Raw genomic sequence first — 25,325 nt, forward strand, 5'->3', positions numbered from 1 at the left:
GCGGTGGTGTCCCTGACAAAAAATCACGACCTCGAAAACTTACAGGAAGTCTGAGGAAGTGAGTTGAGCGACTTGGCCGCAAGACTTGATCAGGAGGAGTGATCAATGGCGAAATCCCTGTCAGCCACAGTGGAGAGAACCGCATGGGACCGAGATATCGATCAGCGACACCAATCACAGCCATCAGCAGAGCTGATCGAATCCTGTGCCAATCGGGCAGGCGGCTGGCGAATGGACACTGGTCCGCCGGCATCGGAGGATCAGCGGCGATGAGGATCTGCCCAGCAGGAGCAACGCCATGGATTACCGCACCGCCGGAGTGGATGTGGCCGCCGGCAGGGCCTTCGTCGAGCGGATCCGCACCAGTGTCGAGAGCACCCGCCGGCCTGAGGTGCTCGGTGGCCTGGGGGGATTCGGCGGACTGTGCCGGCTGCCCGAGGGATTGCGACGCCCATTGCTGGTGGCCGGCAGTGATGGGGTGGGAACCAAGCTGGAGCTGGCCCAGGCCCACGGGCGCCACCACGCCGTGGGGCTTGATCTGGTGGCGATGTGCGTCAACGACGTGATCACCAGTGGGGCTGAGCCCCTGTTCTTCCTCGATTACATCGCCACCGGCAAGCTCGCCCCCGAGGCCATGGCCTTGGTGGTGGAGGGGATCGCCGACGGCTGCCGCCAGAGCGGCTGCGCCCTGCTGGGGGGCGAGACAGCTGAAATGCCGGGCTTCTACGCCCCCGGCCGCTACGACCTGGCCGGCTTCTGCGTGGCCGTGGTGGAGGAGGACGACTTGATCGACGGCCGGCAGGTGCGACCAGGCGACCGGATCCTGGCGGTGGCCAGCAGTGGTGTTCACAGCAATGGCTTTAGCCTGGTGAGGCGGATTCTTGCCAGCAGCGGCACCAGCGAGGCCGTCACCCTGCCGGGCGATGGCCGGCCGGTTATCGCGGCGCTGCTGGAGCCCACGCTGCTTTATGGCGCCCTGGTGAAGGCCCTGCGCCAGCAGGCGGTGCCCATCCATGCCATGGCCCACATCACCGGCGGTGGATTGCCCGAAAACCTGCCCCGCTGCCTGCCGGAGGGAACCCGCGGCCGGATCGAAGCCAGCAGCTGGGAGCGGCCCGAGCTGTTCCGCTGGCTGCAGGACGAAGGCGAGGTGCCGGAAGCCGATCTGTGGAACACCTTCAACCTGGGGGTCGGCTTCTGCCTGGTGGTGCCGGAGCCGGCCGTCGCCGGAGCTCTGGAGGTGTGCGGGCGACTGGGGCACCAGGCCTGGCCCCTTGGGGTGGTGGAGGCCGGGGCCCTTTGCCCCCAGCCCCTGGCGGGTTTGCCGTACTGACAGCCCCATCCCCGCTGCTGGCAGATTGCAGCAGGCTTCGCTGCCCTTGATCGCTGGCGGCGCACCCGGGAATCCATACGTCCTTAACCATGCAGACCTCCAGCACCCGCATCACCCGACGGCGCAGCTCAGCGGGCCCCCAGCCGGCGGCACCACCGCGGCGGCTGAATGCTCCTCCCCAGGGTCGCAGCGTCAGTCGACCCACTTATCTCACCCTGCGCGACCACGGCAAGGTGTTCGTGGCCGACCTGCCTCGCCTCTCCGAGGGCCAGCTCACGCGGGTGGCCACCGAAGCGCAGGAGGTGCTCGAGAGCCTTCAGCGGCGCCTGGAGGAGCTGGATCAGCTGGCCACCCTCCAGCCAGCCGATCAGGAGACGCAGATCAGGGCCAGCACCAAACGGGGCGTCACCGAACGTTTTCTGCAGGCCATCGAGGAGGAGCAGTGCGAACGACGCAACAATCCGGCTCTGCGCGCCGCGGCGGGAGAATCGATCGCGCGGGCCTTCCTGGAACTCTCCCGCCACCGCCTGCCGGGGGCCACGTTCGACTCCCTGCTGCAGGAGGCCCTCAGCGCCTGTGACGAGCACAGCTCAAAAGCGGATGGAGCTGACTCGGGTTCCTCGTCCAAAGCGGGATCCAGCTCGGCCCCGGGCGGTGCCGCCGCTCCGGTTAACAACCTCCCCACTTCCAGACCGGCGGCGCTGCCCGTGGTGCTCTCCCCCGACCCCACGGACAGCTCTGCGGCAACGGAATCGAGCTGATCCTCGATCACCGTCTCAATCACTGAGGAACGGGTTGGCGGGCATCCTCACCGGCAGGGCCAGGGCCTGGCGGTCGAGGGCGAGGCATTCCTGATCGTTCATCTCCCAGGCCAGTGCCGCCGCCGCCGCATCGACCTGCTCGGGACTGCGCAGGCCGGGGATCGGCATCGCCCCGTGGGCCCGGCACCAGTTCAGTGCCACCTCACTCACCTGGGCACCGCGCTCAGCCGCCATCTCCCGCATCAGGGCCAGCAGCGGTTCGATCTTCGGCAGCAGCCGCCGGAACAGCAGCCCCCGTGGCCCCTTGGGCCAGCCGGCGCCACTGCCCGGCCGGACTCGGTCGCCAAGCAGGCCCAGGGCCATGGGGCTGTAGGCGATCAGATCCACCCCCAGCTCCCGGCAACAGTCCCCGAGTTCGCCACCGCTCACCGCCTCAGGGGCCAGCAGAGACACCTGCACCTGAAGACTGGCCAGGCGCACCCCCCGCTCGGCCAGCCGCCGCTGCACCTGCCTCAGACGCCTGGGCCCCATGTTCGAGACCCCCAGGCTCTCCACCTCGCCGGCCGCCACGAGGTCCGCCAGTCCCTCCAGCAGGGGGGCCTCCTGCCAGGGGGCGTAGCGGGCGGTGCTCCAGTGCAGCTGCACCCGATCAAGGCGACCGCCCAACCGCTGACAGGAAGCCCTGAAGGCCCGCTCATAGCCTCGGCGACCCAGGCGCCAGGGGAAGGGGGCCAGCTTGGTGGCCACGCACAGTCGGTCACGTTGCTGGGGGGACACGGCTTGGAGGAAGCCACCGAGCAACGCTTCGCTGCGGCCGGTGAAGCGGCCGGTGCCATAGGAGTCGGCGGTGTCGAAGAAACGAAATCCCAGGGCCACCGCCCGTTGGAACGTGGCCTCCAGGGCCTGGTCATGGAGCTCGGGCCTGTACCCCCAGAGGAACTGGTTACCCCAGGCCCAGGTGCCCACGCCGATCGAGACGGACTGCGCCATGGATCTCCGGGCTGCGAGCGATCTCGTCATGATCGGGGCATGACCTCCCCAGCCGCACAGAACCAATCGCCAACGCCTGTGCCACCGCCGGGATCCCAGGCGCTGCAGACCCCGGAGCCGCCGCCCAGCGAGCCGGTGCTCTGCAACCACTGCGGCCGCACCGCCAGCAACGAGATCAGCTGTCAGGGCCACTGCGTAGCCGATTCGGACTACTGACTCAGAAGCTGGGGTCAGGGCGGTTCCACAATGGTGGCCCTGCGCGTGGGTTCCCCTTGGCCGTCAGCACCCCCCTTCCCAAGTCATTCAGGCCCCCCAGCGGCGCCAGGCGGGGCACCGGCCGGGCGGCACTACTGCTGGCCGGAGTGCTGCTCAGTCTGCTGATCCCCGCAGCAGGCGTTCGGGCCCAGGAGAACAAACCCACCGACTTCGGCCGGGTGCAACGGAGCACCCGCAGCTGCCAGCGCAACTTGGCCGCGGCCAGCCCTGGCCCCTGCTCGGAACTGCGCTTTGAGCAGAACCAGCAGGGACTGCTGAACATCCGCTTCGTCGGCGCCGGCCGTGGCGAAATCTCCTCCAACCTGGTCACCTTCGTGGGACTGGTGAAGGACGGCGGGGCCGGGCTGCACTGCAGCGAGGGTCGTTGCCGCCTGAAGGGTCCCCTCAGCACCGAAATCACCAGCGTGAGTGAGCTGGGCTTCGATCAGCGCGGACTGCCCACCAGCCTGCCCAGCGCCTGGCCCGCCGATGGCACCTGCAGGGTGGAGAAGAACGAGGTGCGCTGCGAAGCCAAGTCACCCACAGGGGAGCGCTGGGAAGCCAGCGCCGAACTGTGAACGACCCCTCCGGCAACCCGCCGGCGGGGGGGAGATCAGAGGCGGCACCCAGATTCGAACTGGGGGTAAAGGATTTGCAATCCTCTGCCTTACCACTTGGCCATGCCGCCAGACCAGGGGCGAACCCCCTTGCTGCGGATCGTATCAGCCGTCCTCAGCAGCCCCGGCTGCTGCTGCTCAGCAACGGCCATGGGGAGGATCTGATCGGTTTGCGCATCCTGCAAGCGCTGCATCAGCGGCGCCCGCAGGTGCTGATCGGTGTCCTGCCGCTGGTGGGGGAGGGGGAGACCTACCGGCAGGCGGAGCAGGAGGGCTGGCTGCACCGGCTGGGCCCCCGCCAGCGGCTGCCCAGCGGCGGCTTCAGCAACCAGAGCCTCTCCGCGCTGCTGCGTGATCTGGGGGCGGGACTGGGCGGCCTGAGCTGGCGCCAGTGGCAGCTGGTGCGTCGCTGGGGTGCCAGCGGCGAGCCGATCCTGGCGGTGGGGGATCTGCTGCCCCTGCTGCTGGCCTGGGCCAGCGGCGCGCCCTACGGCTTCGTGGGCACACCCAAAAGCGATTACACCTGGAGGAGTGGGCCCGGCCGCGACCCCATCGCCGACTGCTACCACCGCTGCAAGGGCAGTGAATGGGATCCCTGGGAATGGTCCCTGATGGCCGATCGTCGCGCCCGGCTGGTGGCGGTGCGCGATGGCCTCACTGCCCGGGGGCTGAGGCGCCAGGGGGTGGCGGCACTGGCGCCCGGCAACCCGATGATGGATCAGCTGGATCGACGACCCCTGCCGGAGGTGTTGGGCCAGCGGCGGCGGATCGTGCTGCTCTGCGGCAGCCGGCTGCCGGAAGCCCTCGCCAATGCCCGGCGGCTGCTGGCGGGCCTGGCCTGCTCGCCGGCCAGGGAGCCACAGGTGGTGCTCTGCCCCACCGGCTCCCGCCCCAGCCGCGGCGACCTGGAGCCGATCCTGCGCGCCCAGGGCTACCGCGAGGTAGAGCTCCCGCAGGGTTGCGGCGGCAGCTCTGCCTGGCAGGTCCAACAGCGGCTGCTGCTGCTGGGGCCTGGCTGCTTCGAGCGCTGGGCCGGCTGGGGGGAGGTGGGTCTGGCCACCGCCGGCACCGCCACCGAGCAACTGGTGGGCCTAGGGGTGCCCGTGCTTTCGCTGCCTGGGCCGGGGCCGCAGTTCAAGCGCGGGTTCGCCCAGCGCCAGAGCCGGCTGCTGGGGGGGGCGGTGCACCCCTGCGCCTCCGGGCAGGAGCTGGCCCTCGAACTAGAGCGGCTGCTGAGGGATGGCCAGCGACGCCAGCACCTCGGGGCCATCGGCCGGCAGCGGATGGGGACGTCCGGCGGCAGCGAGCGCCTGGCGGAGCTGGTGGACCGCCGGCTGCTGGCCCAGCCCCAGGGATGATGGGCTCTCACCTCACCCAGGCCCATCCCCGATGCCAGCACCGATCGACCGGGCCTACGCCACCGTCACCGGTCAGCTGGCCACCCTGCTGGGGGTGAGCATCGCCGCAGCCCGGCGCCGGGTCGATCAGCAGGCCGCCCGGGAGGGAACGCGAGCGGCGGGCGAGCGCATCACCATCGCCGAGCGCATGATCCAGGAGGCCCAGGGAGGGGCCAGGGCCCAGGGTCAGCTGCTGGATGAGCTGCTGGTGGCCGAAGACGACGACAGCGGCTTCATGGTCGAGGACTGACCGCAGGGCTCATTGATCGCAGAACCCACTGGAGCTGGCCACATTGGTTCGCCTCGAGCCTCAGCGCGACTGGGAGGAATGCTCGAACACCGAGCCGAAGCGACTGCGGTCGAGATCGGCAAACACCGGCAGGCAGGCGAAGCAGCGGCGGGCCAGATCCAGGCGCCCCTCCCGCTCGAGGATGGCGGACAGGGCGTCACGGGCTGCCAGCAGATAGCGCACGTCGTTGGCCGCATAGATCAGCTGGGCCTCGCCCAGATCCTCCACCCGTCCCCAGTCGCTGCTCTGCGACTGCTTGTCGAGTTCCACCCCCACCAGCTCCTGCACCACCTCCTTGAGCCCGTGGCGAGAGCTGTAGGTGCGGGCCAGGCGACTGGCCACCTTGGTGCAGAACAGTGGCGCCACGGCAATGCCCAGTCCTTCCCCCAGGGCCGCCAGGTCGAAGCGGGCGAAGTGAAACACCTTCTCGATCGCCGCACTCTCCAGCAGCTGGCGCAGGCGGGGCGCCTCCTGCTGGCCCCGGGCGATGCGGATGCAGCAGACGTTGTCGAGATGGTCGGCGATCTGAACCAGGCACAAACGGTCGCGGCCATGGATCAGCCCCATCGCTTCGGTGTCCACCGCCAGGGCCGGGGCCTGGGCCAGCAGGCTGAGCCAGTCGGCGTCGAGATCCCCCTCGAACACAGCGAAGCGATGGGGGGTGGGGGAGAGGGCCGAGGGCATGAGCGGGGGAGCAACCGACGCCATCGTGCCGAAAGGGGGAGAATGGAGCTCCTCCGCACTGGATCCCCCGCGTGCCGTCGCTCCTGTCCCCCACCCTGGGCTCCACCCTGCTGCTGACCCTGCTGATGACCATCGGCCTGGTGTTCTTCCTGCGCGCCGCCAGCAAGGACCGCACCACGGTGGTGGATGTGCAGTCGCCGCGGCCGGCCCTCGAGGTGCTCGACGGCCTCAGCCAGTGGCTGAAGCAACGGGGCTGGCAGGCGGAGGACGGCGATCCCGAGCGACGGCTGCTGCGCTTCCGCGGCCAGGTGGGAGCCAGCGGCACCCTGGCGCTGCTGCTCTCGCTGCTGGGGACGGTCGGGGCGGCCTGCCTGGGCCTGGTGCTGCGTCAGCTGCTGCCGGCGCTGGGCTGGTGGCCGCTGCTGCTGGCCCTGATCGGTCCGATGGCGGGGCTGGTCTACCGGCGGCGGGCCGCCCGCCAGGAGCTGGTGGAACTGCGCCTGGTCAGCGCCGACGACGCTCCCCTCAGCCAGCTGCGCCTACGGGCCCACCGCGACGAGTTGATCGCCCTGGAACTGGAGCTGGGGCCCCGCCTGCAACTGGCCAGTGACGGCACCCTGCTCAGTTCCCCCATCTGAATCCCCGGACCATGCCCCCCCATCCCCAGCCTCCAATCCCGCGTCGGCCCCGGGCGCAACCACGCCCCCTGCGCTGGGCTCTGTTGGGGCTGAGCCTGGTGCTGGTGCTGGGCAGCGCCGCCGAAGCCCCGGCCATGCTCGCCATCGACCCGCTCACCGGGCCGCGCACACCACTGAACAAAGACTGGATCGGCCGCCGGTCGCTGGCGGCGGGCACACCGATCCTGGTGATGGCCGGCCACGCCGATTCCCAGGGCATGGCCGGATCAGGCACCAGCGGTGAAGCGGTGGATCGTTTCGGGGCCCAGCCGATGATCCCCGGCATCCGTGATGAGCTCTACTGGAATCTGCTCACCGCCGAGCGGGTGGTGGCCTTGGGACGCCAGCGCGGTCTTCCGATCAGCCTCTACGTGCCAGCTCAACGCAGCATCGCCGACGGGGATGATCCCCGCACCAACTGGAGTGTGGGCAAGGAGCATGTGCGCCGGGGGGGGTACGCCATGGAGATCCACTACGACGCCTACGGACCGGATGGCTTCGGCTCCGGTCTGATCCCGCCCCTGCACCAAGCCCCCAGCCTGCTCGACGAAAGCCTGGCCGCTGCCTTCGGGGCCTTTCCCTTTCAGTTCCGAGGCGGACTGGGAGCACCGCGCCGCGGCATCGCCATCCTCGAGATCGGCAAGCTGGAGAGTCCGCTGGAGTCGACCCTGAGGGATCCCGGCAGCCGGGATGCGGCGCTCAACGCCATCGCCGAGCGGGTGGTGACGGCCCTGGAGCAGGGCCTCAGCCCTGTGCAAAGGCGGCGTCCCCAGAGCTAGCCGGGCGGTTCAGTCGAAAGCCCCCCGGGCCCGGCAGAGCTCTTCCAGGGCAGCATCCCCGCTCCAGTCCTGGGGGGTGGTGAACACCTCACTGACCAGTGCTTCGCGGCTACCGGGCTCGGGCCCATACCCGTACTCCCAGCGCACCAGAGGGGGTAGCGACATCAGGATCGATTCGGTGCGGCCGTTGGTCTGCAGGCCGAAGATCGTGCCGCGATCGAACACCAGATTGAATTCCACGTAGCGGCCTCGGCGGTAGAGCTGGAACTGGCGTTCCCGATCTCCGTAGGGGATGCCATGGCGCTTCTCGACGATCGGCACGTAGCTGGGCAAAAAGGCATTGCCGCAGGCACTCGCCAGCTGGAACAACTGCTCCCAGCTGTGGGGAGAGGCTCCAACCCTCGCCGCTGCGGCCGCAGCCGGTCCGCTGGGATCCTGTCCCTTGTAGAGCGCGCCGGTGGGGTCCTGGTAGTCGTAGAAGATGCCGCCCACACCCCGGGTTTCATCGCGGTGCTTCAGGAAGAAATATTCATCGCACCAGGGCTTGAAGACGCGATACAGGCTGGGATCCACGCTGTCACAGGCCCCCTGCAGGCTGCGGTGAAAGTGACGGGCATCCGCGAGGAAGGGGTAGTAGGGGGTGAGGTCGGCGCCACCTCCGAACCACCAGACCGGCCCCGCCTCGAAGTAGCGGTAGTTGAGGTGCACCGTGGGCACGTAGGGATTGCGGGGATGGAGCACCATTGAGGTGCCTGTGGCGAACCAGCGCTGGCCGGCGGCCTCAGGCCGTTGGCTGAGGATCGAGGGGGGCAGCTGATCGCCTTCCACCTCGGAGAAGTTCACCCCGCCCTGCTCGAAGATCCGACCGGCCTTCATCACCCGCGAGCGGCCGCCGCCGCCCTCCGGCCGCTCCCAGCTCTCCTCCTGAAACACCCCTTCGCCATCCAGGGCCTGGAGGCCAGCGCAGATGCTGTCCTGAAGGCCCATCAGCAGGGCGCGGGCCCGGGCGCGGGAGTCGGCCGGCGGATGCTCCAAGAGCTGGGCTCCCCCAGGGTTCGTCTCCCCATCGGCCACGCCCGTCTGTCCCTGCTCCGCCACTGACGATCACGCCCCAGCGGACGTTCGAAACCTCTCCACCATTCCAGCCCGTGGAACCGGGGCACAACCCTTCGAGAGCCTCTGTCATGGGGGCGGCCCCTAGGATCAGCCCTGATGCCGGCACCCACGGATGGCCACCGCTGAACAGGCTCTCGCCGCCCTCCAGCCCCTCTGCGACGCGGGCACCGGACGGAGTCTGCTCGAACTGGGCTGGATCCAGCAGGTGCGTCCCCAGGGGAGCCGCGTGGTCTTCAGCCTGGCGTTGCCGGGTTACGCCACCAGCCAGCGGGAGCGGATCGCCACCGAAGCGCGCGAGGCGCTGATGGCCATCGAGAGCATCGAGGATGTTCAGATCGAGCTGGCGCAGCCCAGCGCTGGCGGGCGGCCCGAGGGTTCACCGATCGGCGGCGCCGGCCATGGCCCCGGCGGCGGCGGCACCCTCCCCGAGCGCCAGGGCATCCCCGGCGTGGGCCGGATCATCGCCGTGAGCAGTGGCAAAGGCGGCGTGGGCAAGAGCACCGTGGCCGTGAACCTGGCCTGTGCCCTGGCCCAGAGCGGCCTGCGGGTGGGTCTGCTCGACGCTGACATCTATGGCCCCAATGCCCCGACCATGCTGGGTGTGGCCGACCGCACTCCCGAAGTACGCGGCAGCGGCAACGAGCAGGTGCTGGTGCCGATCGAGACCTGCGGCATCGCCATGGTGTCGATGGGGCTGCTGATCCAGGAGAACCAGCCGGTGGTGTGGCGGGGGCCGATGCTCAACGGCATCATCCGCCAGTTCCTCTACCAGTCGGACTGGGGTGAGCGCGACGTGCTGGTGGTGGACCTGCCGCCCGGCACCGGCGATGCCCAGCTCACCCTGGCCCAGGCGGTGCCAATGGCCGGAGTGGTGATCGTGACCACCCCCCAGCGGGTGTCGCTGCAGGACGCCCGCCGCGGTCTGGCCATGTTCCTGCAGATGGGGGTTCCCGTGCTCGGCGTGGTCGAGAACATGAGCAGCTTCATCCCACCCGACCGGCCCGAGGCCAGCTACGCCATCTTCGGCAGTGGCGGCGGGGCCATCCTCGCCGCCGAAGCCGATGTGCCCCTGCTGGCCAAGCTGCCCCTGGAGATGGCCGTGGTGGATGGGGGCGACCAGGGGCAACCGGTGGTGATCGCCCAACCCGAGTCGGCCACGGCCCGCGCCTTCCAAGGCCTGGCCCAGCGGATCAGCAGCCTCAGCCTGGCCGCCGCCTGATCCCGATGGCCTTGCTGGGCAGCCGGCGCAGCATGTTCTCAGCGGCCAAACCGGCTCGCCGGCGGCTTCTTGAGGGGGTGGATCTGATGCTGTGGGGCATCCCCCTGGCCATGGTGGCGGTGGCCGGCATCCTGATCGCCAGCACCCAGCGCCAGGCCCCTTACGCGATCTGGTACCAGCACTGGATCATTGCCGCTGTGGGACTGGGCCTCGCCCTGGTGCTGGCCCGGATTCCGCTGGAGCGCTACCAGCCATTCCGCTGGCTGATCTACGGGGCGATGGTGGCCAGCCTGATGGCGGTGCGGGTGGTGGGGGTCAGCGCGCTGGGTGCCCAGAGCTGGATCAACATCGCCGGCTTCAACGTGCAGCCCTCGGAGTTCGCCAAAGTGGCTGCGATCCTGCTGCTGGCCGGTGTGCTGGCCCGGCATCCGGTGGAGCGGCCCGTTGACCTGATCCGGCCGGTGGCCATGATCAGCGTGCCCTGGCTGCTGGTGTTCGTGCAGCCCGATCTGGGCACCTCGCTGGTGTTCGGAGCGGTACTGCTGGTGATGATGTTCTGGTCGGGGATGCCAGGGGCCTGGCTGCTGCTGCTGCTCTCGCCCCTGTTCAGCGCCATCCTGGCGGGCACCATTCCCTGGGCCCTGGTGGCCTGGGTGCCGGCCATGGCTGTGCTGGCCTGGCGCTCCCTGCCATGGAAGTCCCTGGCCGCGTCGGTCACTCTGGTGATTCAGGGGATGTTCGCCCTCGGCACCCCCTGGCTCTGGGCCCACGGCCTCAAGGAGCACCAGCGGGCACGACTCACCATGTTTCTCGATCCCTCCCAGGATCCCCTCGGTGGGGGGTACCACCTCCTGCAGAGCACGGTGGGCATCGGTTCAGGGGGGCTCTGGGGCACCGGACTGATGCAGGGCCACCTCACCCTGTTGCGCTTCATCCCCGAACAGCACACCGACTTCATCTTCAGTGCCCTGGGGGAGGAGACCGGCTTCATCGGCTCCACCCTGGTGGTGGTGGGATTCGTGCTGCTGATGTGGCGCCTGCTCCAGATCGCCGGGCGGGCCCGCAGCGATTACGAATCGCTGGTGGTGGTGGGGATCGGCGCGATGCTGATGTTTCAAGTGGTGGTAAACATCAACATGACCATCGGTCTGGGCCCGATCACCGGCATTCCCCTGCCCTGGCTGAGCTATGGCCGCTCCGCCATGCTGGTGAACTTCATCTCTCTGGGGCTGTGCGCCTCGGTGTCGCGCCACGGGCGCCCGCCTCAGCGGCGATGGTGAGCCTGGCCGCCCTGCGGGCGCGGCTGGCCCAGGGGGTCCCGGCGGGCCGCAGCGACGACGACACCGCCAGACGGCAATGGTGGGCGGCGCTGGCCACCCTGCAGGATGACTTTCTGCCGCCCCTGCAGCCGCTGCGGGGGGTCTGGCTGGCCTCGCCGCTGCCGGCGCTCTATGAACCCGAGCTGCTGGAACCCCTGCAGGGCTGGGTCTGGGCACCGCCCCAGATCGCCGGCAACCTCAGCCCCTCGGGGCCCCTGCTGCCCATTCCGGGCAGCAGGGGCAGCGCTGGGGCGCCGTCCCCAGGCCACGCCAGCAGCTACGAACGCCTGGCCCTCGAGCCCGAAGACGGCACCGACCCCCTGCTGGTGCTGATCACACCCAAGCTGCAGCTGGCCATGGCCCTAGAGGGCCCTCCGCGGCAGCGGCAGTTGCTGCTGCGCTTCGATCCCACCACCCTCTCGGAAACGCTGGCTCTGGTGGATCAGCGCCTGCGGGCCACCGCCCCCCAGGCCGCCCTAAAGCTGCGCCAGGCCCTGCAGGCCCTCGGGCCGCTGAGCAGTGAGGAGACCATGGCGCTGCGCTTCTGGCCGAGGTTGGCGGAGCGGCTGGCGGCGATGGCCCCGAGCCTCACCCTGCAGCCCCTGGTCCAAGGCCGGGACGACGGGCAGAGGGAGAGCAGCGGTGAGCTGGCCCTGCTCGAGGCCCTTACCCATGAGGTGCGCACTCCCCTGGCCACGATCCGCACCCTGATTCGCTCATTGCTGCGGCGCGCTGACCTGCCGTCGGTGGTGCGTCAGCGGCTGGAGCAGATCGACGGGGAGTGCAGCGAACAGATCGATCGCTTCGGCCTGATCTTCCATGCGGCCGAACTCCAGCGCCAGCCTCGGCCCCGCCAGACCCTGGCCCGCACCGACCTGGCCCAGCTGCTGCAGGGCTTCGAGGAGCTCTGGCAACGGCAGCTGGGTCGCCGGGGCCTGAAACTGAAGCTGGAGATCAGCGCGCAGCTGCCGCCAGTGCTGAGCGATCCGAGCCGGCTGGAGACGATGCTGGGCGGCCTGGTGGATCGCTTCATCCGCAGCCTGCCCTCGGGCAGCACGGTGCTGATCCGGCTGCAGCCGGCAGGCTCGCGCTTGAAGCTGCAACTGCGCTGCACCGAGCCACCCGCACGGGAAGCATCCCCCCCCGACGCCCCTGAGCAGGACGCCGCCGCCGATGTGGGCCCCGTGCTGCGCTGGAATCCGCTCACCGGCAGCCTGCAGTTGAGCCGCCAGGCCACCCAGCGGCTATTTCATAGCCTGGGGGGCCGTTTCACCGAACGGACCGGCCAGGGACTGACCGTGTTCTTTCCAGTAGCAGACCACAGCAACGAAGGCGACGGCAACGTTTGTTGACGGGTGTGAAGAGAGCCGCGCCTGTGGCAGGACCCCCCAGATTGCAGTGCTAGCTTCCAGCCGACATGGTCCGCCGACTCACTGATGGGTCCGCCGACTCAACCATCCCCAACAGCCATGACAGCAACGGCGCTGAGCGGTCAACTCCCCAAGTCCATCGGCAGCACGGGCGGTCTGCTCAACTCCGCCGAAACCGAGGAGAAGTACGCCATTACCTGGACCAGTGGCAAGGGCCAGGTGTTTGAGCTTCCCACCGGTGGAGCTGCGGAGATGAATGTGGGCGAGAACATCATGTACTTCTCCCGCAAGGAGCAGTGCCTGGCGCTCGGCACCCAGCTACGCACCAAGTTCAAGCCTCGCATCGAGGATTACAAGATCTACCGCATTTTCCCGGGCGGAGATACCGAGTATCTGCATCCGAAGGATGGCGTTTTCCCCGAGAAAGTGAACGAAGGTCGTCCGATCGTGGGCCACAACCCCCGCAGCATCGGCCAGAACCCCGATCCCTCCACCCTCAAGTTCTCCGGACGCAACACCTTCGACTCCTGAGTCCAGGTGGGAATCAGCCCCTGGGCGTGATTCCTCCAACCTTTAGAAAGGCGGGGCCGGGTGCCCCGTTTTTTTTGTCTGCCCGTTGCCGTGATGCCCTCTCCCGATCGCAACGCATTCCTCGCCCAGGCGGCGGGCGGCAGCACCTTCATCCCCCTCTGGAAGCGCTGGCCCGCTGACCTGGAAACCCCGCTCACCACCTGGCTGAAGGTGGGGTCCGCCAGCGGCCATGGCGTGCTGCTGGAGTCGGTGGAGGGGGGCGAGCAGCTGGGGCGGTGGAGCTTTGTGGTGGCCGATCCGCTCTGGACCCTCACCGTGCGCGGCGAGGACGGCGTTCAGTGCTGGCGCGATGGCCGTCAGGCCCATTTGCGGGGCAACCCCTTCGAACTGCTCTCCGGCTGCCTGGCCTCGCTCCGGCCCAGCACCATCCCCGGCCTGCCGCCCCTGGGGCAACTGTTCGGTTTCTGGGGCTACGAGCTGATCCGCTGGATCGAGCCCAGCGTGCCCGTCCACCCCAGCGACCCCGGCGGCCCGCCCGACGGCTGCTGGATGCTGGCCGACAGCCTGCTGGTGTTCGATCAGGTGAAACGTCAGATCACGGCCGTGGCCTACGCCGACCTCAGCGGCGGCGCCGATCCCCTGCAGGCCTACGCCGAGGCCGTCGCCCGGATCCAGTCACTGGAGGAGCGCATGCACGGCCCGCTTCCTGACGGCGTCAGCCCCCTGCGCTGGGAGGCTGAGCCCACGCTGGAGCTGGACACCCGCAGCAACCGCAGCCAGACCGATTTCGAGGCAGCGGTGGTGGCCGCCCGGGAGCACATCGCCGCCGGTGACGTCTTCCAGCTGGTGCTCAGCCAGCGGCTGGAGACCCGCATCCAGCAGGACCCCTTCGATCTCTACCGCAGCCTGCGGATGGTGAACCCATCCCCCTACATGGCCTTCTTCAATTTCGGCGGCTGGTATCTGATCGGCTCCAGCCCCGAGGTGATGGTCAAGGCCGAGCCGGTGGCCGGCGGCATCCGGGCCTCCCTGCGCCCGATCGCCGGCACCCGCCCGCGCGGGGTGGATGAGGCCCACGACCTGGCCCTGGAAGAGGAGCTGCTGGCCGATCCCAAGGAACGCGCCGAGCACGTGATGCTGGTGGATCTGGGACGCAACGACCTGGGCCGGGTCTGCCGGCCGGGCACGGTGGAGGTGACCGAGCTGATGGTGGTGGAGCGCTACTCCCACGTGATGCATATCGTCAGCCAGGTGGAGGGCCTGCTCGATTCAGGCCACGATGTCTGGGATCTGCTCAAGGCCTCCTTCCCCGCCGGCACCGTCAGCGGCGCCCCCAAGATCCGGGCCATGCAACTGATCCACCAGCACGAACCAGATGCCCGCGGCCCCTACTCCGGGGTGTACGGGGCGGTGGATCTGGCCGGTGCCCTCAACACCGCCATCACGATCCGCACCATGGTGGTGCTCCCCGACGGCGAGGGGGGCTGGCGGGTGCAGGTGCAGGCCGGGGCAGGCCTGGTGGCCGATTCCCAGCCGGCCGCCGAGTATCAGGAAACACTCAACAAGGCCCGCGGTCTGCTCAAAGCCCTGGCCTGCCTGCAGGGGAGCGGCACATGAGCGATCGCCTGCTGCTCAAAGGCTTTGAAGTGGAATTGTTCACCGGCCGGGCCGACGGCACCGTGGTGGGGGTGGCGGAGCAGGTGGCGGTCCAGCTCGAGGGGTTCGTCACCGAACCGGACCACCGCAACCTCGAGTACATAACCCCGCCGGATGCCGACTACGCCCGCCAGCTGGAGCTGCTGCTGGAGCCGAGGAGGCGACTGCGCCGCTGGCTGGACGAGCGCGGCTTGACCCTTCTGCCGGGCAGCACCCTCAGCCTGGGGGACAGCCAGCGCTTCGAGCGCTCCGACCCCTCGAACCCTTATCACGGCTACATCGAGGCCACCTACGGCACCAGGGTGGTGACCGCCAGCGTGCACATCAACCTCGGGCTCACCGAGATGGGGGGCCTGTTCGCCGGCTGCCGGCTGCTGCGCTGCGAAGGCGCCCTGCTGCTGGCCCTCAGCGCCAGTTCACCCTTCCTCGATGGGGCCGCCACCGGCGCCCACTCCCAGCGCTGGCTGCAGTTCCCGCTCACCCCGCCCACGGTGCCGCTGTTTCTCGATCATCAGCACTACATCACCTGGATGGAGGCCCAGCTGGCGGCCGGTGCCATGCGCAACGTGCGCCATCTCTGGACCTCCGTGCGGCCCAACGGGGACGCCCGGCCCCACGACCTCAACCGGCTGGAGATCCGGATCTGCGACCTGATCAGCCATCCCCGCCAGCTCCTGGCCGTCACGGTGTTCGCGGAACTGCGCCTGCTGCAGCTTCTCGACACTCCCCAGCTCCATGACCCCCTGAGCGCCAGCCGGCTGGGGCCGGATGAGCTGGCCAAGCTGGCCGACCGCAACGACCGCGCCGCCGCCCGCCACAGCCTCAGGGCCATCCTTCATGACTGGCGCACGGGGGAGGAGATCGAAGCCGCTGCCTGGATTCAGCGGGAGCTGGAGCAGATGGCGCCGCTCGCCGCCAAACTCGGCCTCAGTCCCTGGCTGGAGCCGCTCCACACCATGCTGCGCCAGGGCAATGAAGCCATGCGCTGGCTGGAGCGGCACGACGCCGGAGTGCCATTGAGCCGGATCCTGGCCGATGGAGTCACGGCCATGGGGCTGGCCGAAGTGGAACCAGCACCACGCAACACAGCGGCCTCTCACCCTTAGGGATGATCATGGAGTCTTCCTCGCCTGCGCCGGCCCCCATGCGGCAGCCCCTGTCCGCCCCATCCTCCGTTCTGGCCCAGGCAGTTCCCACGGCTCCAGCCCCCCGAGTCACCCGGCTGCTGGGTGAGCGTCTGGAGCTGGTGGAGGATCTCTGGCAAACGGTGCTGCGCAGCGAGTGCCCGCCCGATCAGGCCGAGCGGCTGCTGCAGCTCAAGCGACTGAGCGACCCAGCGGAAGCGGCCGATGGCACGATCGACACCACAGCCACCATTGTTCAGCTGATCCGCGAGATGGACCTCTCGGAGGCGATCGCCGCAGCCCGCGCCTTCTCGCTCTATTTCCAGCTGGTCAACATCCTCGAGCAGCACATCGAGGAAGACAGCTATCTGGCCAGTCTGCAAGAGGCCTCCACTCCCTCCAGCCCCGATCCCTTCGCCCCACCGCTGGCCAGCCAGACCGATCCGGCCACCTTCCGTGAGCTGTTCACCCGCCTACGCGGGCTGAATGTGCCCCCCGCTCAGATCGAGAACCTGCTGCGGGAACTCGACATCCGCCTGGTGTTCACGGCCCACCCCACCGAGATCGTGCGCCACACCGTGCGCCACAAACAGCGGCGGGTGGCGGCCCTGATCCACCGCCTGCAGCAGGACAGCCCCAGCGAGCTGCAGGACGAGCGCAGCCTGCGGCTGCAGCTGGAGGAGGAGATCCGGCTGTGGTGGCGCACCGACGAGCTGCATCAGTTCAAGCCCTCAGTGCTTGATGAAGTGGATTACGCCCTTCACTACTTCCAGCAGGTGCTCTTCGATGCGATGCCGCTGCTGCGCCAGCGCATCATCAATGCCCTCTCCTATAGCTACCCGGATGTGGAGGCACCGCGTGATGCCTTCTGCACCTTCGGATCCTGGGTGGGCTCCGACCGCGATGGCAACCCCTCCGTCACCCCGGACATCACCTGGCGCACCGCCTGTTATCAGCGCCAGCTGATGATCGAGCGCTACATCACAGCGGTATCGGGCCTGCGCGACCAGCTCAGCATCTCGATGCAGTGGTCCCAGGTGAGTGCTCCCCTGCTGGAGTCGCTGGAGATGGACCGGCTGCGCTTCCCGGAGATCTACGAGGAGCGGGCCGCCCGCTACCGGCTGGAGCCCTACCGGCTCAAGCTCAGCTACATCCTCGAACGTTTGCGCCTCACCCACCAGCGCAACCAGCAGCTGGCCGAAGCCGGCTGGGAATCCCCCTGCGAGAATGCCGGTCCATCAGTGCTGAGCACGGGCACCGGGCCCATGGCCGCCGCACCGCCCGAACTGCACTACGGCTCGGTGAACGAGCTGCGTCAGGATCTGGAACTGCTGCGCGACAGCCTGGAGACCACCGGCCTGAGCTGTGAACCGCTGCAGACCCTGCTCAGCCAGGTGCACATCTTCGCCTTCTGCCTGGCCAGCCTTGACATCCGCCAGGAGAGCACCCGCCACAGCGATGCCCTCGATGAACTGAGTCGTTACCTGCAGCTGCCCATTCCCTATGGGGAGATGGAGGAGGAGCAGCGCGTGGAGTGGCTGCTGCAGGAACTGAAGACCCGCCGACCGCTGCTGCCGCCGGCCGCCCGCTGGAGCCCGGCCACCGACGAGACCTTCGCGGTGTTCCGCATGCTGCAGCGGCTGCAGCAGGAATTCGGCCCCCGCATCTGCCGCAGCTACATCATCTCGATGGCCCATACGGTCTCCGACCTGCTGGAGGTGCTGCTGCTGGCCAAGGAAGCCGGCCTGGTGGATCCCAAAGCGGTGCAGACCCAGCTGCTGGTGGTGCCCCTGTTTGAAACGGTGGAGGATCTGCAGCGGGCGCCGGCGGTGATGCAGCGCCTGTTCTCGGAGCCCTTCTACCGGACCCTGCTGGCCAGCAGCGCCGAAACCGACAAGCCCCTGCAGGAGGTGATGCTCGGCTACTCCGACAGCAACAAGGATTCGGGCTTCCTCTCGAGCAACTGGGAGATCCACAAGGCCCAGATCGCCCTGCAGCAACTGGCCAGCGAGCACGATGTGGCGCTGTGCATCTTCCACGGCCGGGGTGGCTCCGTGGGACGGGGCGGCGGGCCGGCCTACCAGGCGATCCTGGCCCAGCCCAGTGGCACCCTCAACGGCCGCATCAAGATCACCGAGCAGGGGGAGGTGCTGGCTTCCAAATACTCCCTGCCGGAGCTGGCGCTCTACAACCTCGAAACAGTCACCACCGCCGTGCTGCAGAACAGCCTGGTGGGCACGAACGTGGACGCCATCCCGAGCTGGAACGAGCTGATGGGCCTCCTGGCAGCCCGCTCCCGGGTGCATTACCGCCGGCTGGTGCATGAGAACCCCGACCTGGTGACCTTCTTCCAGCAGGTCACACCGATCGAGGAGATCAGCAAGCTGCAGATCTCCAGCCGCCCCACCCGCCGCAAGAGTGGAGCCAAGGATCTCTCCAGCCTGCGGGCGATCCCCTGGGTGTTCGGTTGGACCCAGAGCCGCTTCCTTCTGCCCAGCTGGTTCGGTGTGGGGGCGGCCCTGCAGGAGGAACTCGATAACGATCCCGACCAGCTGGAGTTGCTGCGTCTGCTGTATCAGCGCTGGCCCTTTTTCCGGATGCTGATCTCCAAGGTGGAGATGACCCTCTCGAAGGTGGATCTCGACCTGGCTCACCACTACGTGCAGGCCCTGGGTCGCCCCACTCACCGCGAGGCCTTCGAGCAGATCTTCCAGGTGATCGCCGCCGAGTTCGAGCTCACCCGTGATCTGGTGCTGAAGATCTCCGGCCACGGCCGACTGTTGGATGGCGATCCGGCCCTGCAGCTCTCCGTCGATCTGCGCAACCAGACGATCGTTCCCCTGGGCTACCTGCAGGTGGCCCTGCTGCGGCGCTTGCGCGACCAGAACCGGCAGCCGCCGATGAGCGAAGCCAGCAGCGGTGATGGCCAGGATGGCCGCACCTATAGCCGCAGCGAACTGCTGCGCGGCGCCCTGCTCACCATCAACGGCATCGCCGCAGGCCTGCGCAACACCGGTTGAGCGGCACTTGATTCCCTTCAGAAGCCAACCACCAGCCCCGCGTCTGCCCGAGGGCTACCGCACCGAGACCGAGCCCCCCGAGAGCGGGGAGTTGAACGGCCTGCTGATGGCCTGCGGCGAGGCGAGGCGCGATGAACGGCGCCTGGCCCTGGTGCTGGAGCGCAGCGCCTGGCAGTTGTGCGTGCGGGATTCACAGGGACGCCTGGTGGGCTTCGTGCGGGCCACCAGCGATCAGGCCCTCAACGCCAACCTCTGGGATCTTTCGGCCTGGCCGCGGGACCCCCAGCAGACCACCGTGCTGGCGGTGCTGGTGCACGGCGCCCTCAGTCGCCTGCGGCGGGAACTGAGTGGCTGCAGCATTTCGGTGGCGGCACCGCCGGAGGCCCTATCAGCCCTTCAACAGCACGGCTTCCTGGTGGACCCCGGTGGCATCCGGGCCATGGGCCTGGTGCTCACCAGCAACACAGAGAGCGAGCAGGGGAAGCCGAATGAAGCGAGCATGGAGGGACTCGAACCCCCGACATTCAGAACCGGAATCTGACGCTCTATCCAACTGAGCTACATGCCCGAGCGGGGAGGTCATCCCTGTCCCGGTGGTCGTAGCTTACCCGCACGTCGCTCCTGACCCATTCGGCTGCATCGCCTGGAGCTGCTCGATTTTCGCAACTACACCCAGCTTTCGCTCGAGCTCACAGCCCCGCGGCTGCTCGTGATCGGCGCCAATGGCGAGGGCAAGTCGAACCTGCTGGAGGCGGTGGAGCTGCTGGGCAGCCTGCGTTCCCAGCGCAGCAGCCACGACCGCGATCTGATCCGCCATGGCCAGAGCCGGGCGCTGGTGCGCGGCTGGTGCGCTGATGACGACTCCCCTGGAGCGGACGGGCCAGCGCCGCAGCTCAATCAGCTGGAGCTGGAACTGGAGATGAGGCGCCAGGGGGGGCGCCAGGCCCGCCGCAACGGCCGGACCCTGGAGCGCCAGCTCGACCTGGTGGGCCCTCTGCGCTGCGTGGGCTTCAGCGCCCTCGATCTGGAGCTGGTGCGGGGAGAGCCCGCCCTGCGGCGTCAGTGGCTCGATCGGGTGGTGCTGCAGCTGGAGCCGGTGTACGGGGAGTTGCTGGCCCGCTACGGCCGCCTGCTGCGCCAGCGCAGTCAGCTGCTGCGCCGGGGCCTCAGCCAGGGGGAGCAACAACTGACTTCGCTGCTCGACGCTTTCGATCTGCAGATGGCCCTGATCGGCACGCGCCTGCACCGCCGCCGCCGCCGCGCCCTGGCCCGGCTGCAGCCGCTGGCCGCCGCCTGGCAGGAGCGGCTCAGCGGCGGCCGCGAGCGGCTGGAGTTGCGCTACCAGGCCGGCAGCCGCCTGGAAGGGGAGGAAGCGGAAGCCCCCTGGCGGGAGGCACTGCTGGAGCAATTGCTGCGGCAGCGCCCGGAGGAACGCCGGCTGGGGGTCTGCCAGGTGGGTCCCCAGCGCGATGAGGTGGCACTGCTGCTGGGGGAGGAGCCCGCCCGCCGCTTCGGCTCCGCCGGCCAGCAGCGCACCCTGGTGCTGGCCCTGAAACTAGCGGAGCTGGAGCTGGTGCAGCAGCTGTGGGGAGAGCCGCCGCTGCTGCTGCTCGATGACGTGCTGGCGGAGCTGGACCCCAAGCGTCAGGAGTTGCTGCTGGAGGTGGTGGGCAAGGGGCACCAGTGCCTGGTGAGCGCCACCCACCTGACCTCATTCAGCGCCACCTGGCAGGGGGGCGACTCCCAGCTGGTGCGGATCTGCCGGGGGGCGCTGGCGGATTCAGACCATGAACCGTAGTGAACCTGAAGGGATGCGTAGAGTGCAGCCTTGTGTGCCCGCATTCGATGACCCAGACCCTGCCCTGCCTCCACCCCAACCCGGGATGGAGTGGAGCTCAAAGCCCCAAAAGCCCTGCGAGCCAGCCCCCCACGACGAGCGACATGGTGGGGAAACATTGCATCCTCGAGCTCTATAACTGCGATTCCAAGAAGCTCGACGACGAAGCCTTTCTCAGAGACGCCATCACGATTGCAGCGAAACGTGCCGGCGCCACCCTGCTCAATCTGATCACCCACCGCTTTGAACCGCAGGGGGTCACGGGCCTGGCCCTGTTGGCTGAATCCCACATCTCGATCCACACCTGGCCAGAGTCGGGCTATGCGGCGGTGGATGTGTTCACCTGTGGCGATCACACCATGCCCGAGCGAGCCTGTCAGGTGCTGGCCGATGAGCTGGAGGCCTCCAGCCGCAACCTCAAGAGCTTCCGCCGGGAAACCCCTGATTCGATAAGCGAACAGATCAGGGAACCGCTCGGTCTGGCTGCCTGAGCCCGGGCGAAGCCGGTGGCGCCGGTGCTGCTGGCTGCAGGTTCGCCTCACGGTTGAGCCTGCCGCTGATCAATCCCTCCAGATCGAGGCTGACAGCCGCGAACCCCAGGGATCGGAACGCCTCCACCAGCTCCTGGCGCGGCAACCAGCTGAACAGGTCGTCGAGTTGATCGGCCGGAATCTCCACACGGGCGGTCGCCCCCTGGCAGCGCACCCGCAGCTGCTCCACTCCCCGCTGGCGCAGCCAGTCTTCGGCGGCGGCCACCCGCTGCAGACGGGAGGCCGTGACCGGCTCGCCGTAGGGGAAACGCGACGCCAGGCAGGGCTGGGCCGGCTTGTCCCACCAGGGGAAACCCAGGGCTCTGGAGATCTGGCGCACGGCCGCCTTGTCGAGGCCGTGCTCCGCCAGAGGCGAGCGCACACCCCGCTCACGGGCGGCCCGGATGCCTGGGCGATGGTCGCCGAGGTCGTCCTGGTTCACCCCATCAAGCACCTGAATCGTGCCGCCCGTGAGCGAGGCCAGCAGGCCATGCAGTTCCCGCTTGCAGGCGTAGCAGCGGTCGGTGGGATTGCTGCTGTAGGCGGGATCCTCCAGTTCGCGGGTGGCCAGTTCCCGGTGCTGGACCCCCATCCATGCCGCCTGGGAGCGCGCTTCCTGCAGCAGGTGGGGTGCCAGGGCCGGCGACACTCCAGTGACCGCTTCGGCGCCGGCCCCCAGTTGTTCGGCGGCGATGGCCGCCACCAGGGCACTGTCGACCCCACCGGAGTAGGCCACCAGTGCTGTGCCCAGCCCCCTGACGCTCTGGCGCAGCTGGGCAAGGGCCAGCTCCAGAGGCGCTGGCAGGAATTCCACCAGCGGATGGAGGGCCGGGGAAAGCATGGACTCGAGCAGGGGTCGTTAGGATCCAACCGTAGAAGGCCTGGCCATGGCACCGACCTCCAGCGCGGCCTCCGGTGCGCCATCCCGCGCCATCGGCATCCGAACGGCCGCCGGCAGCCATGAGCGCAGCCACGGCCAGTTGCACGTCTACGACGGCGACGGCAAGGGCAAGAGCCAGGCTGCCCTCGGGGTGGTGCTGCGCACCATCGGCCTGGGAATCTGCGAGCGCAAGCGCACCCGGGTGCTGCTGCTGCGTTTCCTCAAGGGCCCCGGCCGCGCCTACGACGAGGATTCGGCGATCGAAGCCCTGCAGCAGGGCTTCCCCCACCTGATCGATCAGGTGCGCACCGGCCGCGGCGACTATTTCAGCGCCGAGGAGGCCACCCGCTTCGATCGACAGGAGGCCCAGCGGGGCTGGGACATCGCCCGCGGGGCCATCGCCAGTGCCCTCTATTCCGTGGTGGTGCTGGATGAGCTCAGCCCGGTGCTCGACCTCGGACTGCTGGAGGTGGAGGAGGTGGTGCGCACCCTGGCCGCCAGGCCGGCGGGCATGGAGGTGATCGTCACCGGCCGGGGGGCGCCGCGATCACTGGTGCAACTCGCCGACCTCCACTCGGAGATGCGGGCCCACCGACGCGGCTCCAACGACAGCGAGGGGATCACCGGCATCGAGATCTACACCGGTGAAGGCAAGGGGAAGTCCACCAGCGCCCTGGGCAAGGCCCTGCAGGCGATCGGTCGGGGCATCAGCCAGGACAAGAGCCACCGCGTACTGATCCTGCAATGGCTCAAGGGCGGCAGCGGCTACACCGAAGATGCGGCGATCGCGGCCCTGCGCGAGAGCTATCCCCACTTGGTGGATCATCTCCGCTCCGGCCGCGATGCCATCGTCTGGAGGGGTCAGCAGCAGCCGATTGACTATGTGGAAGCGGAGCGAGCCTGGGAAATTGCCCGGGCTGCCATCTCTAGTGGGCTCTACAAAACAGTGATCCTCGATGAGCTCAATCCCACCGTTGATCTGGAGCTGCTGCCGGTGGAGCCGATCATGCAGACCCTGCTGCGGAAACCAGCCGAAACTGAGGTGATCATCACCGGACGTTGCAAAAATCCCCCCGCTTATTTTGATCTGGCCAGTGTGCATTCCGAGATGGTTTGCCACAAGCACTACGCCGAGCGCGGCGTCGATCTCAAGCGGGGAGTGGATTACTGAGTGGCAGGGGCACTCAGTAGATCGGCACGGCAGGGTCCACCTGCTCACTCCAGGCCTGAATGCCGCCGCTGACGTTCACACCTTCGATGCCATGGCGACCCAGGGCCAGCAGAGCCTTGGCGCTGCGTCCCCCCAGCTTGCAGTGCACATAGAGCCGTTTCCCCTCAGCCAGGCGGCGCACAGTCTCAATGGCCTCACCGCTCTCGATCCGGTCAAGGGGCATCAGCACCGAGCCGGGGATCACGGCGATGTCGGCTTCGGGGGGGTTGCGCACATCCAGCAGCAGGAACTCCTCCAGTTGGCCGTCGATCACGGTCTTGAGCTCGACCACGGTGATGCTGGGCACGCTGCCGGATTCCTCCTGACCCGGCGCCGTGCCGCCCACACCGCAGAACTCCTGGTAGTCGATGAGTTCGGTGATCACCGGCCGCTCGGGATTGGGGCGCAGTTTGAGCTCGCGGAACTTCATGGCCAGGGCATCGAAGAGCAGCAGCCGGCCGCTGAGGCTTGTGCCGATGCCGATGATGATCTTCACGGCCTCGGTGGCCTGGATCATGCCGATGATGCCGGGCAACACGCCCACCACACCGCCCTCGGCGCAGGAGGGGACCATGCCCGGCGGCGGCGGCTCAGGGAAGAGATCGCGGTAGTTGGGGCTTTCGGCATCGAGGTTGAACACCGTGGCCTGGCCCTCGAAGCGGAAGATCGAGCCGTACACATTCGGTTTACCCAGCAGCACGCAGGCGTCGTTGACCAGGTAGCGGGTGGGGAAATTGTCGGTACCGTCGCAGACCAGGTCGTAGGGCTCGATGATCTCGAGTGCGTTCTCGCTGGTGAGTGCTGTCTCGTAGAGATCCACCTGGCAGTGGGGGTTGATCTCAAGGATGCGCGCCTTGGCTGATTCGATCTTGGGCTTGCCCACCCAGCTGGTGCCATGGATCACCTGGCGCTGCAGGTTGGAGTGATCCACCACGTCGAAGTCGACGATGCCGAGGCGGCCGACGCCGGCGGCGGCCAGGTAGAGGAGCAGGGGGGATCCCAGGCCACCGGTGCCCACGCAGAGCACTGAAGCCGCCTTGAGACGCTTCTGCCCTGCCATGCCCACCTCCGGCAGGATCAAGTGGCGGGAGAAACGCGCCACCTCGTCGGGACTGAGCTGGACACCGCTGATGTCAGGAGGAAGCATGGGCAGGAAGGCCGTGGACCGCAGAGGGGACCGCGCGCGGCGGTCCTCTCCCTACTCTCCCAAATCCTCGCCCCCCCGAAAGGAGCGGACATCCGGCTGAATCAGCTCCAGTTCTCGCGCCGCCGGCAGGGCGCTGGAGCCCTCGGCCGACTCAACGATCCACCAGGCGCGCAGCTCAGCGGCAACGCCGAGTATCAGCATCAGAGCCGGAGGGAAGGCCCAGGCGCAATCGGTGCTGGAGGGAATCGCCGCCGAGCTGGGGTGGCTGTGAGCCGTGCCCAGCACCTGCCAGCCGCGCGGCCGCCCCCACTTCTGGGCCAGCAGCTGCTCGCGTGGGTCGAGGGCGAAACGCCCGCAGCGCTTCTCCTTCTGCGGCCAGATGTTCAGACAGGGCCAGATCAGCTTCACGTGGGCCGGGGCGGGCGTTCCAGCTCCTGAGCGGGCGGGCTGTCCCAGCAGCAGAGCGCAGCCCTCCTGGGGCGCCGCAGCGGCCAGCACGGCCCGCAGAACGGTCAGCTGATGCGAATCAACCGCCAGCTGCTCTGGCCAGTCGCTGTCCATGCCGATACCTTGAGCCCTTGACT

24 protein-coding genes and 2 tRNA genes are annotated in these 25,325 nt (G+C 68.4%); 18 read left to right on the forward strand and 8 right to left on the reverse strand.

Annotation, left to right across the window (positions count from 1 at the left end):
• The first annotated feature begins 298 nt into the window (after positions 1-298).
• Positions 299-1,333: a phosphoribosylformylglycinamidine cyclo-ligase gene (gene purM, locus KBY67_RS06230; protein WP_255109884.1), complete on the forward strand. Its 1,035-nt coding sequence runs from the start codon at positions 299-301 to the stop codon at positions 1,331-1,333.
• Between the two features lie 89 nt (positions 1,334-1,422).
• Positions 1,423-2,094, forward strand: a complete 672-nt coding sequence (locus tag KBY67_RS06235; RefSeq protein WP_255109886.1) for a hypothetical protein — start codon at positions 1,423-1,425, stop codon at positions 2,092-2,094.
• A gap of 15 nt (positions 2,095-2,109) precedes the next feature.
• Here KBY67_RS06235 and KBY67_RS06240 read toward each other — a convergent pair whose 3' ends face one another.
• Complete coding sequence (locus KBY67_RS06240) at positions 2,110-3,084, reverse strand: aldo/keto reductase (protein ID WP_255109888.1); 975 nt, start codon at positions 3,082-3,084, stop codon at positions 2,110-2,112.
• A 39-nt stretch (positions 3,085-3,123) separates the two neighbouring features.
• Between KBY67_RS06240 and KBY67_RS06245 the strand changes: the two genes are divergently transcribed.
• A complete protein-coding gene (locus KBY67_RS06245; protein WP_255109891.1) occupies positions 3,124-3,300 on the forward strand; it encodes a hypothetical protein in 177 nt (58 codons plus the stop codon).
• Positions 3,301-3,356: 56 nt separating this feature from the next.
• A complete protein-coding gene (locus tag KBY67_RS06250; protein WP_255109894.1) occupies positions 3,357-3,917 on the forward strand; it encodes a hypothetical protein in 561 nt (186 codons plus the stop codon).
• A gap of 39 nt (positions 3,918-3,956) precedes the next feature.
• On the opposite strand, the gene KBY67_RS06255 is transcribed toward KBY67_RS06250, so the two are convergent.
• Positions 3,957-4,027: transfer RNA gene (locus KBY67_RS06255), tRNA-Cys, on the reverse strand.
• Positions 4,028-4,126: 99 nt separating this feature from the next.
• On the opposite strand from KBY67_RS06255, the gene KBY67_RS06260 reads away from it, so the two are divergent.
• Together KBY67_RS06260 and KBY67_RS06265 are read left to right on the forward strand one after the other, a co-directional pair.
• Positions 4,127-5,314: a lipid-A-disaccharide synthase-related protein gene (locus KBY67_RS06260; protein WP_399214027.1), complete on the forward strand. Its 1,188-nt coding sequence runs from the start codon at positions 4,127-4,129 to the stop codon at positions 5,312-5,314.
• Positions 5,315-5,345: 31 nt separating this feature from the next.
• Positions 5,346-5,603 carry a hypothetical protein gene (locus KBY67_RS06265; protein ID WP_255109896.1) on the forward strand — a complete coding sequence of 86 codons (258 nt, stop codon included), beginning with the start codon at positions 5,346-5,348 and terminating at the stop codon, positions 5,601-5,603.
• 60 nt (positions 5,604-5,663) lie between these two features.
• On the opposite strand, the gene KBY67_RS06270 is transcribed toward KBY67_RS06265, so the two are convergent.
• A complete protein-coding gene (locus KBY67_RS06270; protein ID WP_255109898.1) occupies positions 5,664-6,326 on the reverse strand; it encodes a ribonuclease D in 663 nt (220 codons plus the stop codon).
• Positions 6,327-6,409: 83 nt separating this feature from the next.
• Between KBY67_RS06270 and KBY67_RS06275 the strand changes: the two genes are divergently transcribed.
• A complete protein-coding gene (locus tag KBY67_RS06275) occupies positions 6,410-6,964 on the forward strand; it encodes a cofactor assembly of complex C subunit B (protein ID WP_399214045.1) in 555 nt (184 codons plus the stop codon).
• Between the two features lie 11 nt (positions 6,965-6,975).
• A complete protein-coding gene (locus KBY67_RS06280) occupies positions 6,976-7,782 on the forward strand; it encodes a dehydrogenase (RefSeq protein ID WP_255109901.1) in 807 nt (268 codons plus the stop codon).
• Positions 7,783-7,791: 9 nt separating this feature from the next.
• Here KBY67_RS06280 and hemF read toward each other — a convergent pair whose 3' ends face one another.
• Positions 7,792-8,856: an oxygen-dependent coproporphyrinogen oxidase gene (hemF, locus tag KBY67_RS06285; RefSeq protein ID WP_399214047.1), complete on the reverse strand. Its 1,065-nt coding sequence runs from the start codon at positions 8,854-8,856 to the stop codon at positions 7,792-7,794.
• Between the two features lie 154 nt (positions 8,857-9,010).
• On the opposite strand from hemF, the gene KBY67_RS06290 reads away from it, so the two are divergent.
• The 7 genes from KBY67_RS06290 to ppc all read left to right on the forward strand — a co-directional run bounded on the left by KBY67_RS06290 (position 9,011) and on the right by ppc (position 19,137).
• Complete coding sequence (locus KBY67_RS06290; protein ID WP_255109903.1) at positions 9,011-10,117, forward strand: Mrp/NBP35 family ATP-binding protein; 1,107 nt, start codon at positions 9,011-9,013, stop codon at positions 10,115-10,117.
• A gap of 5 nt (positions 10,118-10,122) precedes the next feature.
• Entirely contained in the window at positions 10,123-11,397 is a 1,275-nt protein-coding gene (gene rodA / locus KBY67_RS06295) for a rod shape-determining protein RodA (RefSeq protein ID WP_255109905.1), read from the forward strand.
• Positions 11,391-12,788: a HAMP domain-containing sensor histidine kinase gene (locus KBY67_RS06300; protein ID WP_255109907.1), complete on the forward strand. Its 1,398-nt coding sequence runs from the start codon at positions 11,391-11,393 to the stop codon at positions 12,786-12,788. The genes rodA and KBY67_RS06300 overlap by 7 nt, the downstream gene beginning before the upstream one ends.
• Before the next feature lie 117 nt (positions 12,789-12,905).
• The gene (locus tag KBY67_RS06305) at positions 12,906-13,337 is read left to right on the forward strand and encodes a photosystem I reaction center subunit II PsaD (RefSeq protein ID WP_255109910.1); all 432 of its coding nucleotides are present in this window, start codon (positions 12,906-12,908) and stop codon (positions 13,335-13,337) included.
• 93 nt (positions 13,338-13,430) lie between these two features.
• The gene (locus tag KBY67_RS06310; protein WP_255109912.1) at positions 13,431-14,954 is read left to right on the forward strand and encodes an anthranilate synthase component I family protein; all 1,524 of its coding nucleotides are present in this window, start codon (positions 13,431-13,433) and stop codon (positions 14,952-14,954) included.
• Positions 14,951-16,099, forward strand: coding sequence for a glutamate--cysteine ligase (gene gshA / locus KBY67_RS06315; RefSeq protein ID WP_255109913.1), 1,149 nt, complete (start codon positions 14,951-14,953; stop codon positions 16,097-16,099). The genes KBY67_RS06310 and gshA overlap by 4 nt, the downstream gene beginning before the upstream one ends.
• Before the next feature lie 2 nt (positions 16,100-16,101).
• On the forward strand, positions 16,102-19,137 hold the full coding sequence (gene ppc / locus KBY67_RS06320; protein WP_399214031.1) for a phosphoenolpyruvate carboxylase: 3,036 nt from the start codon (positions 16,102-16,104) through the stop codon (positions 19,135-19,137).
• Between the two features lie 494 nt (positions 19,138-19,631).
• Here the strand turns inward: ppc and KBY67_RS06330 are convergent.
• Positions 19,632-19,705: transfer RNA gene (locus tag KBY67_RS06330), tRNA-Arg, on the reverse strand.
• An 81-nt stretch (positions 19,706-19,786) separates the two neighbouring features.
• Between KBY67_RS06330 and recF the strand changes: the two genes are divergently transcribed.
• Both recF and speD read left to right on the forward strand, forming a co-directional pair.
• Positions 19,787-20,935, forward strand: coding sequence for a DNA replication/repair protein RecF (gene recF / locus KBY67_RS06335; protein ID WP_399214049.1), 1,149 nt, complete (start codon positions 19,787-19,789; stop codon positions 20,933-20,935).
• Between the two features lie 47 nt (positions 20,936-20,982).
• Complete coding sequence (gene speD / locus KBY67_RS06340) at positions 20,983-21,465, forward strand: adenosylmethionine decarboxylase (RefSeq protein ID WP_255109918.1); 483 nt, start codon at positions 20,983-20,985, stop codon at positions 21,463-21,465.
• On the opposite strand, the gene larE is transcribed toward speD, so the two are convergent.
• Positions 21,437-22,345: an ATP-dependent sacrificial sulfur transferase LarE gene (gene larE / locus KBY67_RS06345; RefSeq protein ID WP_255109920.1), complete on the reverse strand. Its 909-nt coding sequence runs from the start codon at positions 22,343-22,345 to the stop codon at positions 21,437-21,439. The genes speD and larE overlap by 29 nt on opposite strands.
• 46 nt (positions 22,346-22,391) lie before the next feature.
• Here larE and KBY67_RS06350 point away from each other — a divergent pair, with 46 nt between their 5' ends.
• Complete coding sequence (locus KBY67_RS06350) at positions 22,392-23,555, forward strand: cob(I)yrinic acid a,c-diamide adenosyltransferase (RefSeq protein ID WP_255109923.1); 1,164 nt, start codon at positions 22,392-22,394, stop codon at positions 23,553-23,555.
• A 13-nt stretch (positions 23,556-23,568) separates the two neighbouring features.
• Here KBY67_RS06350 and moeB read toward each other — a convergent pair whose 3' ends face one another.
• Both moeB and KBY67_RS06360 read right to left on the reverse strand, forming a co-directional pair.
• Positions 23,569-24,741, reverse strand: a complete 1,173-nt coding sequence (gene moeB, locus KBY67_RS06355; protein WP_255109926.1) for a molybdopterin-synthase adenylyltransferase MoeB — start codon at positions 24,739-24,741, stop codon at positions 23,569-23,571.
• Between the two features lie 51 nt (positions 24,742-24,792).
• Positions 24,793-25,302, reverse strand: coding sequence for a M67 family metallopeptidase (locus KBY67_RS06360; RefSeq protein ID WP_255109928.1), 510 nt, complete (start codon positions 25,300-25,302; stop codon positions 24,793-24,795).
• Positions 25,303-25,325: the final 23 nt, after the last annotated feature.

The organism is Synechococcus sp. RedBA-s, from assembly GCF_024345495.1.
In the GTDB taxonomy this organism is placed as follows: domain Bacteria; phylum Cyanobacteriota; class Cyanobacteriia; order PCC-6307; family Cyanobiaceae; genus Regnicoccus_A.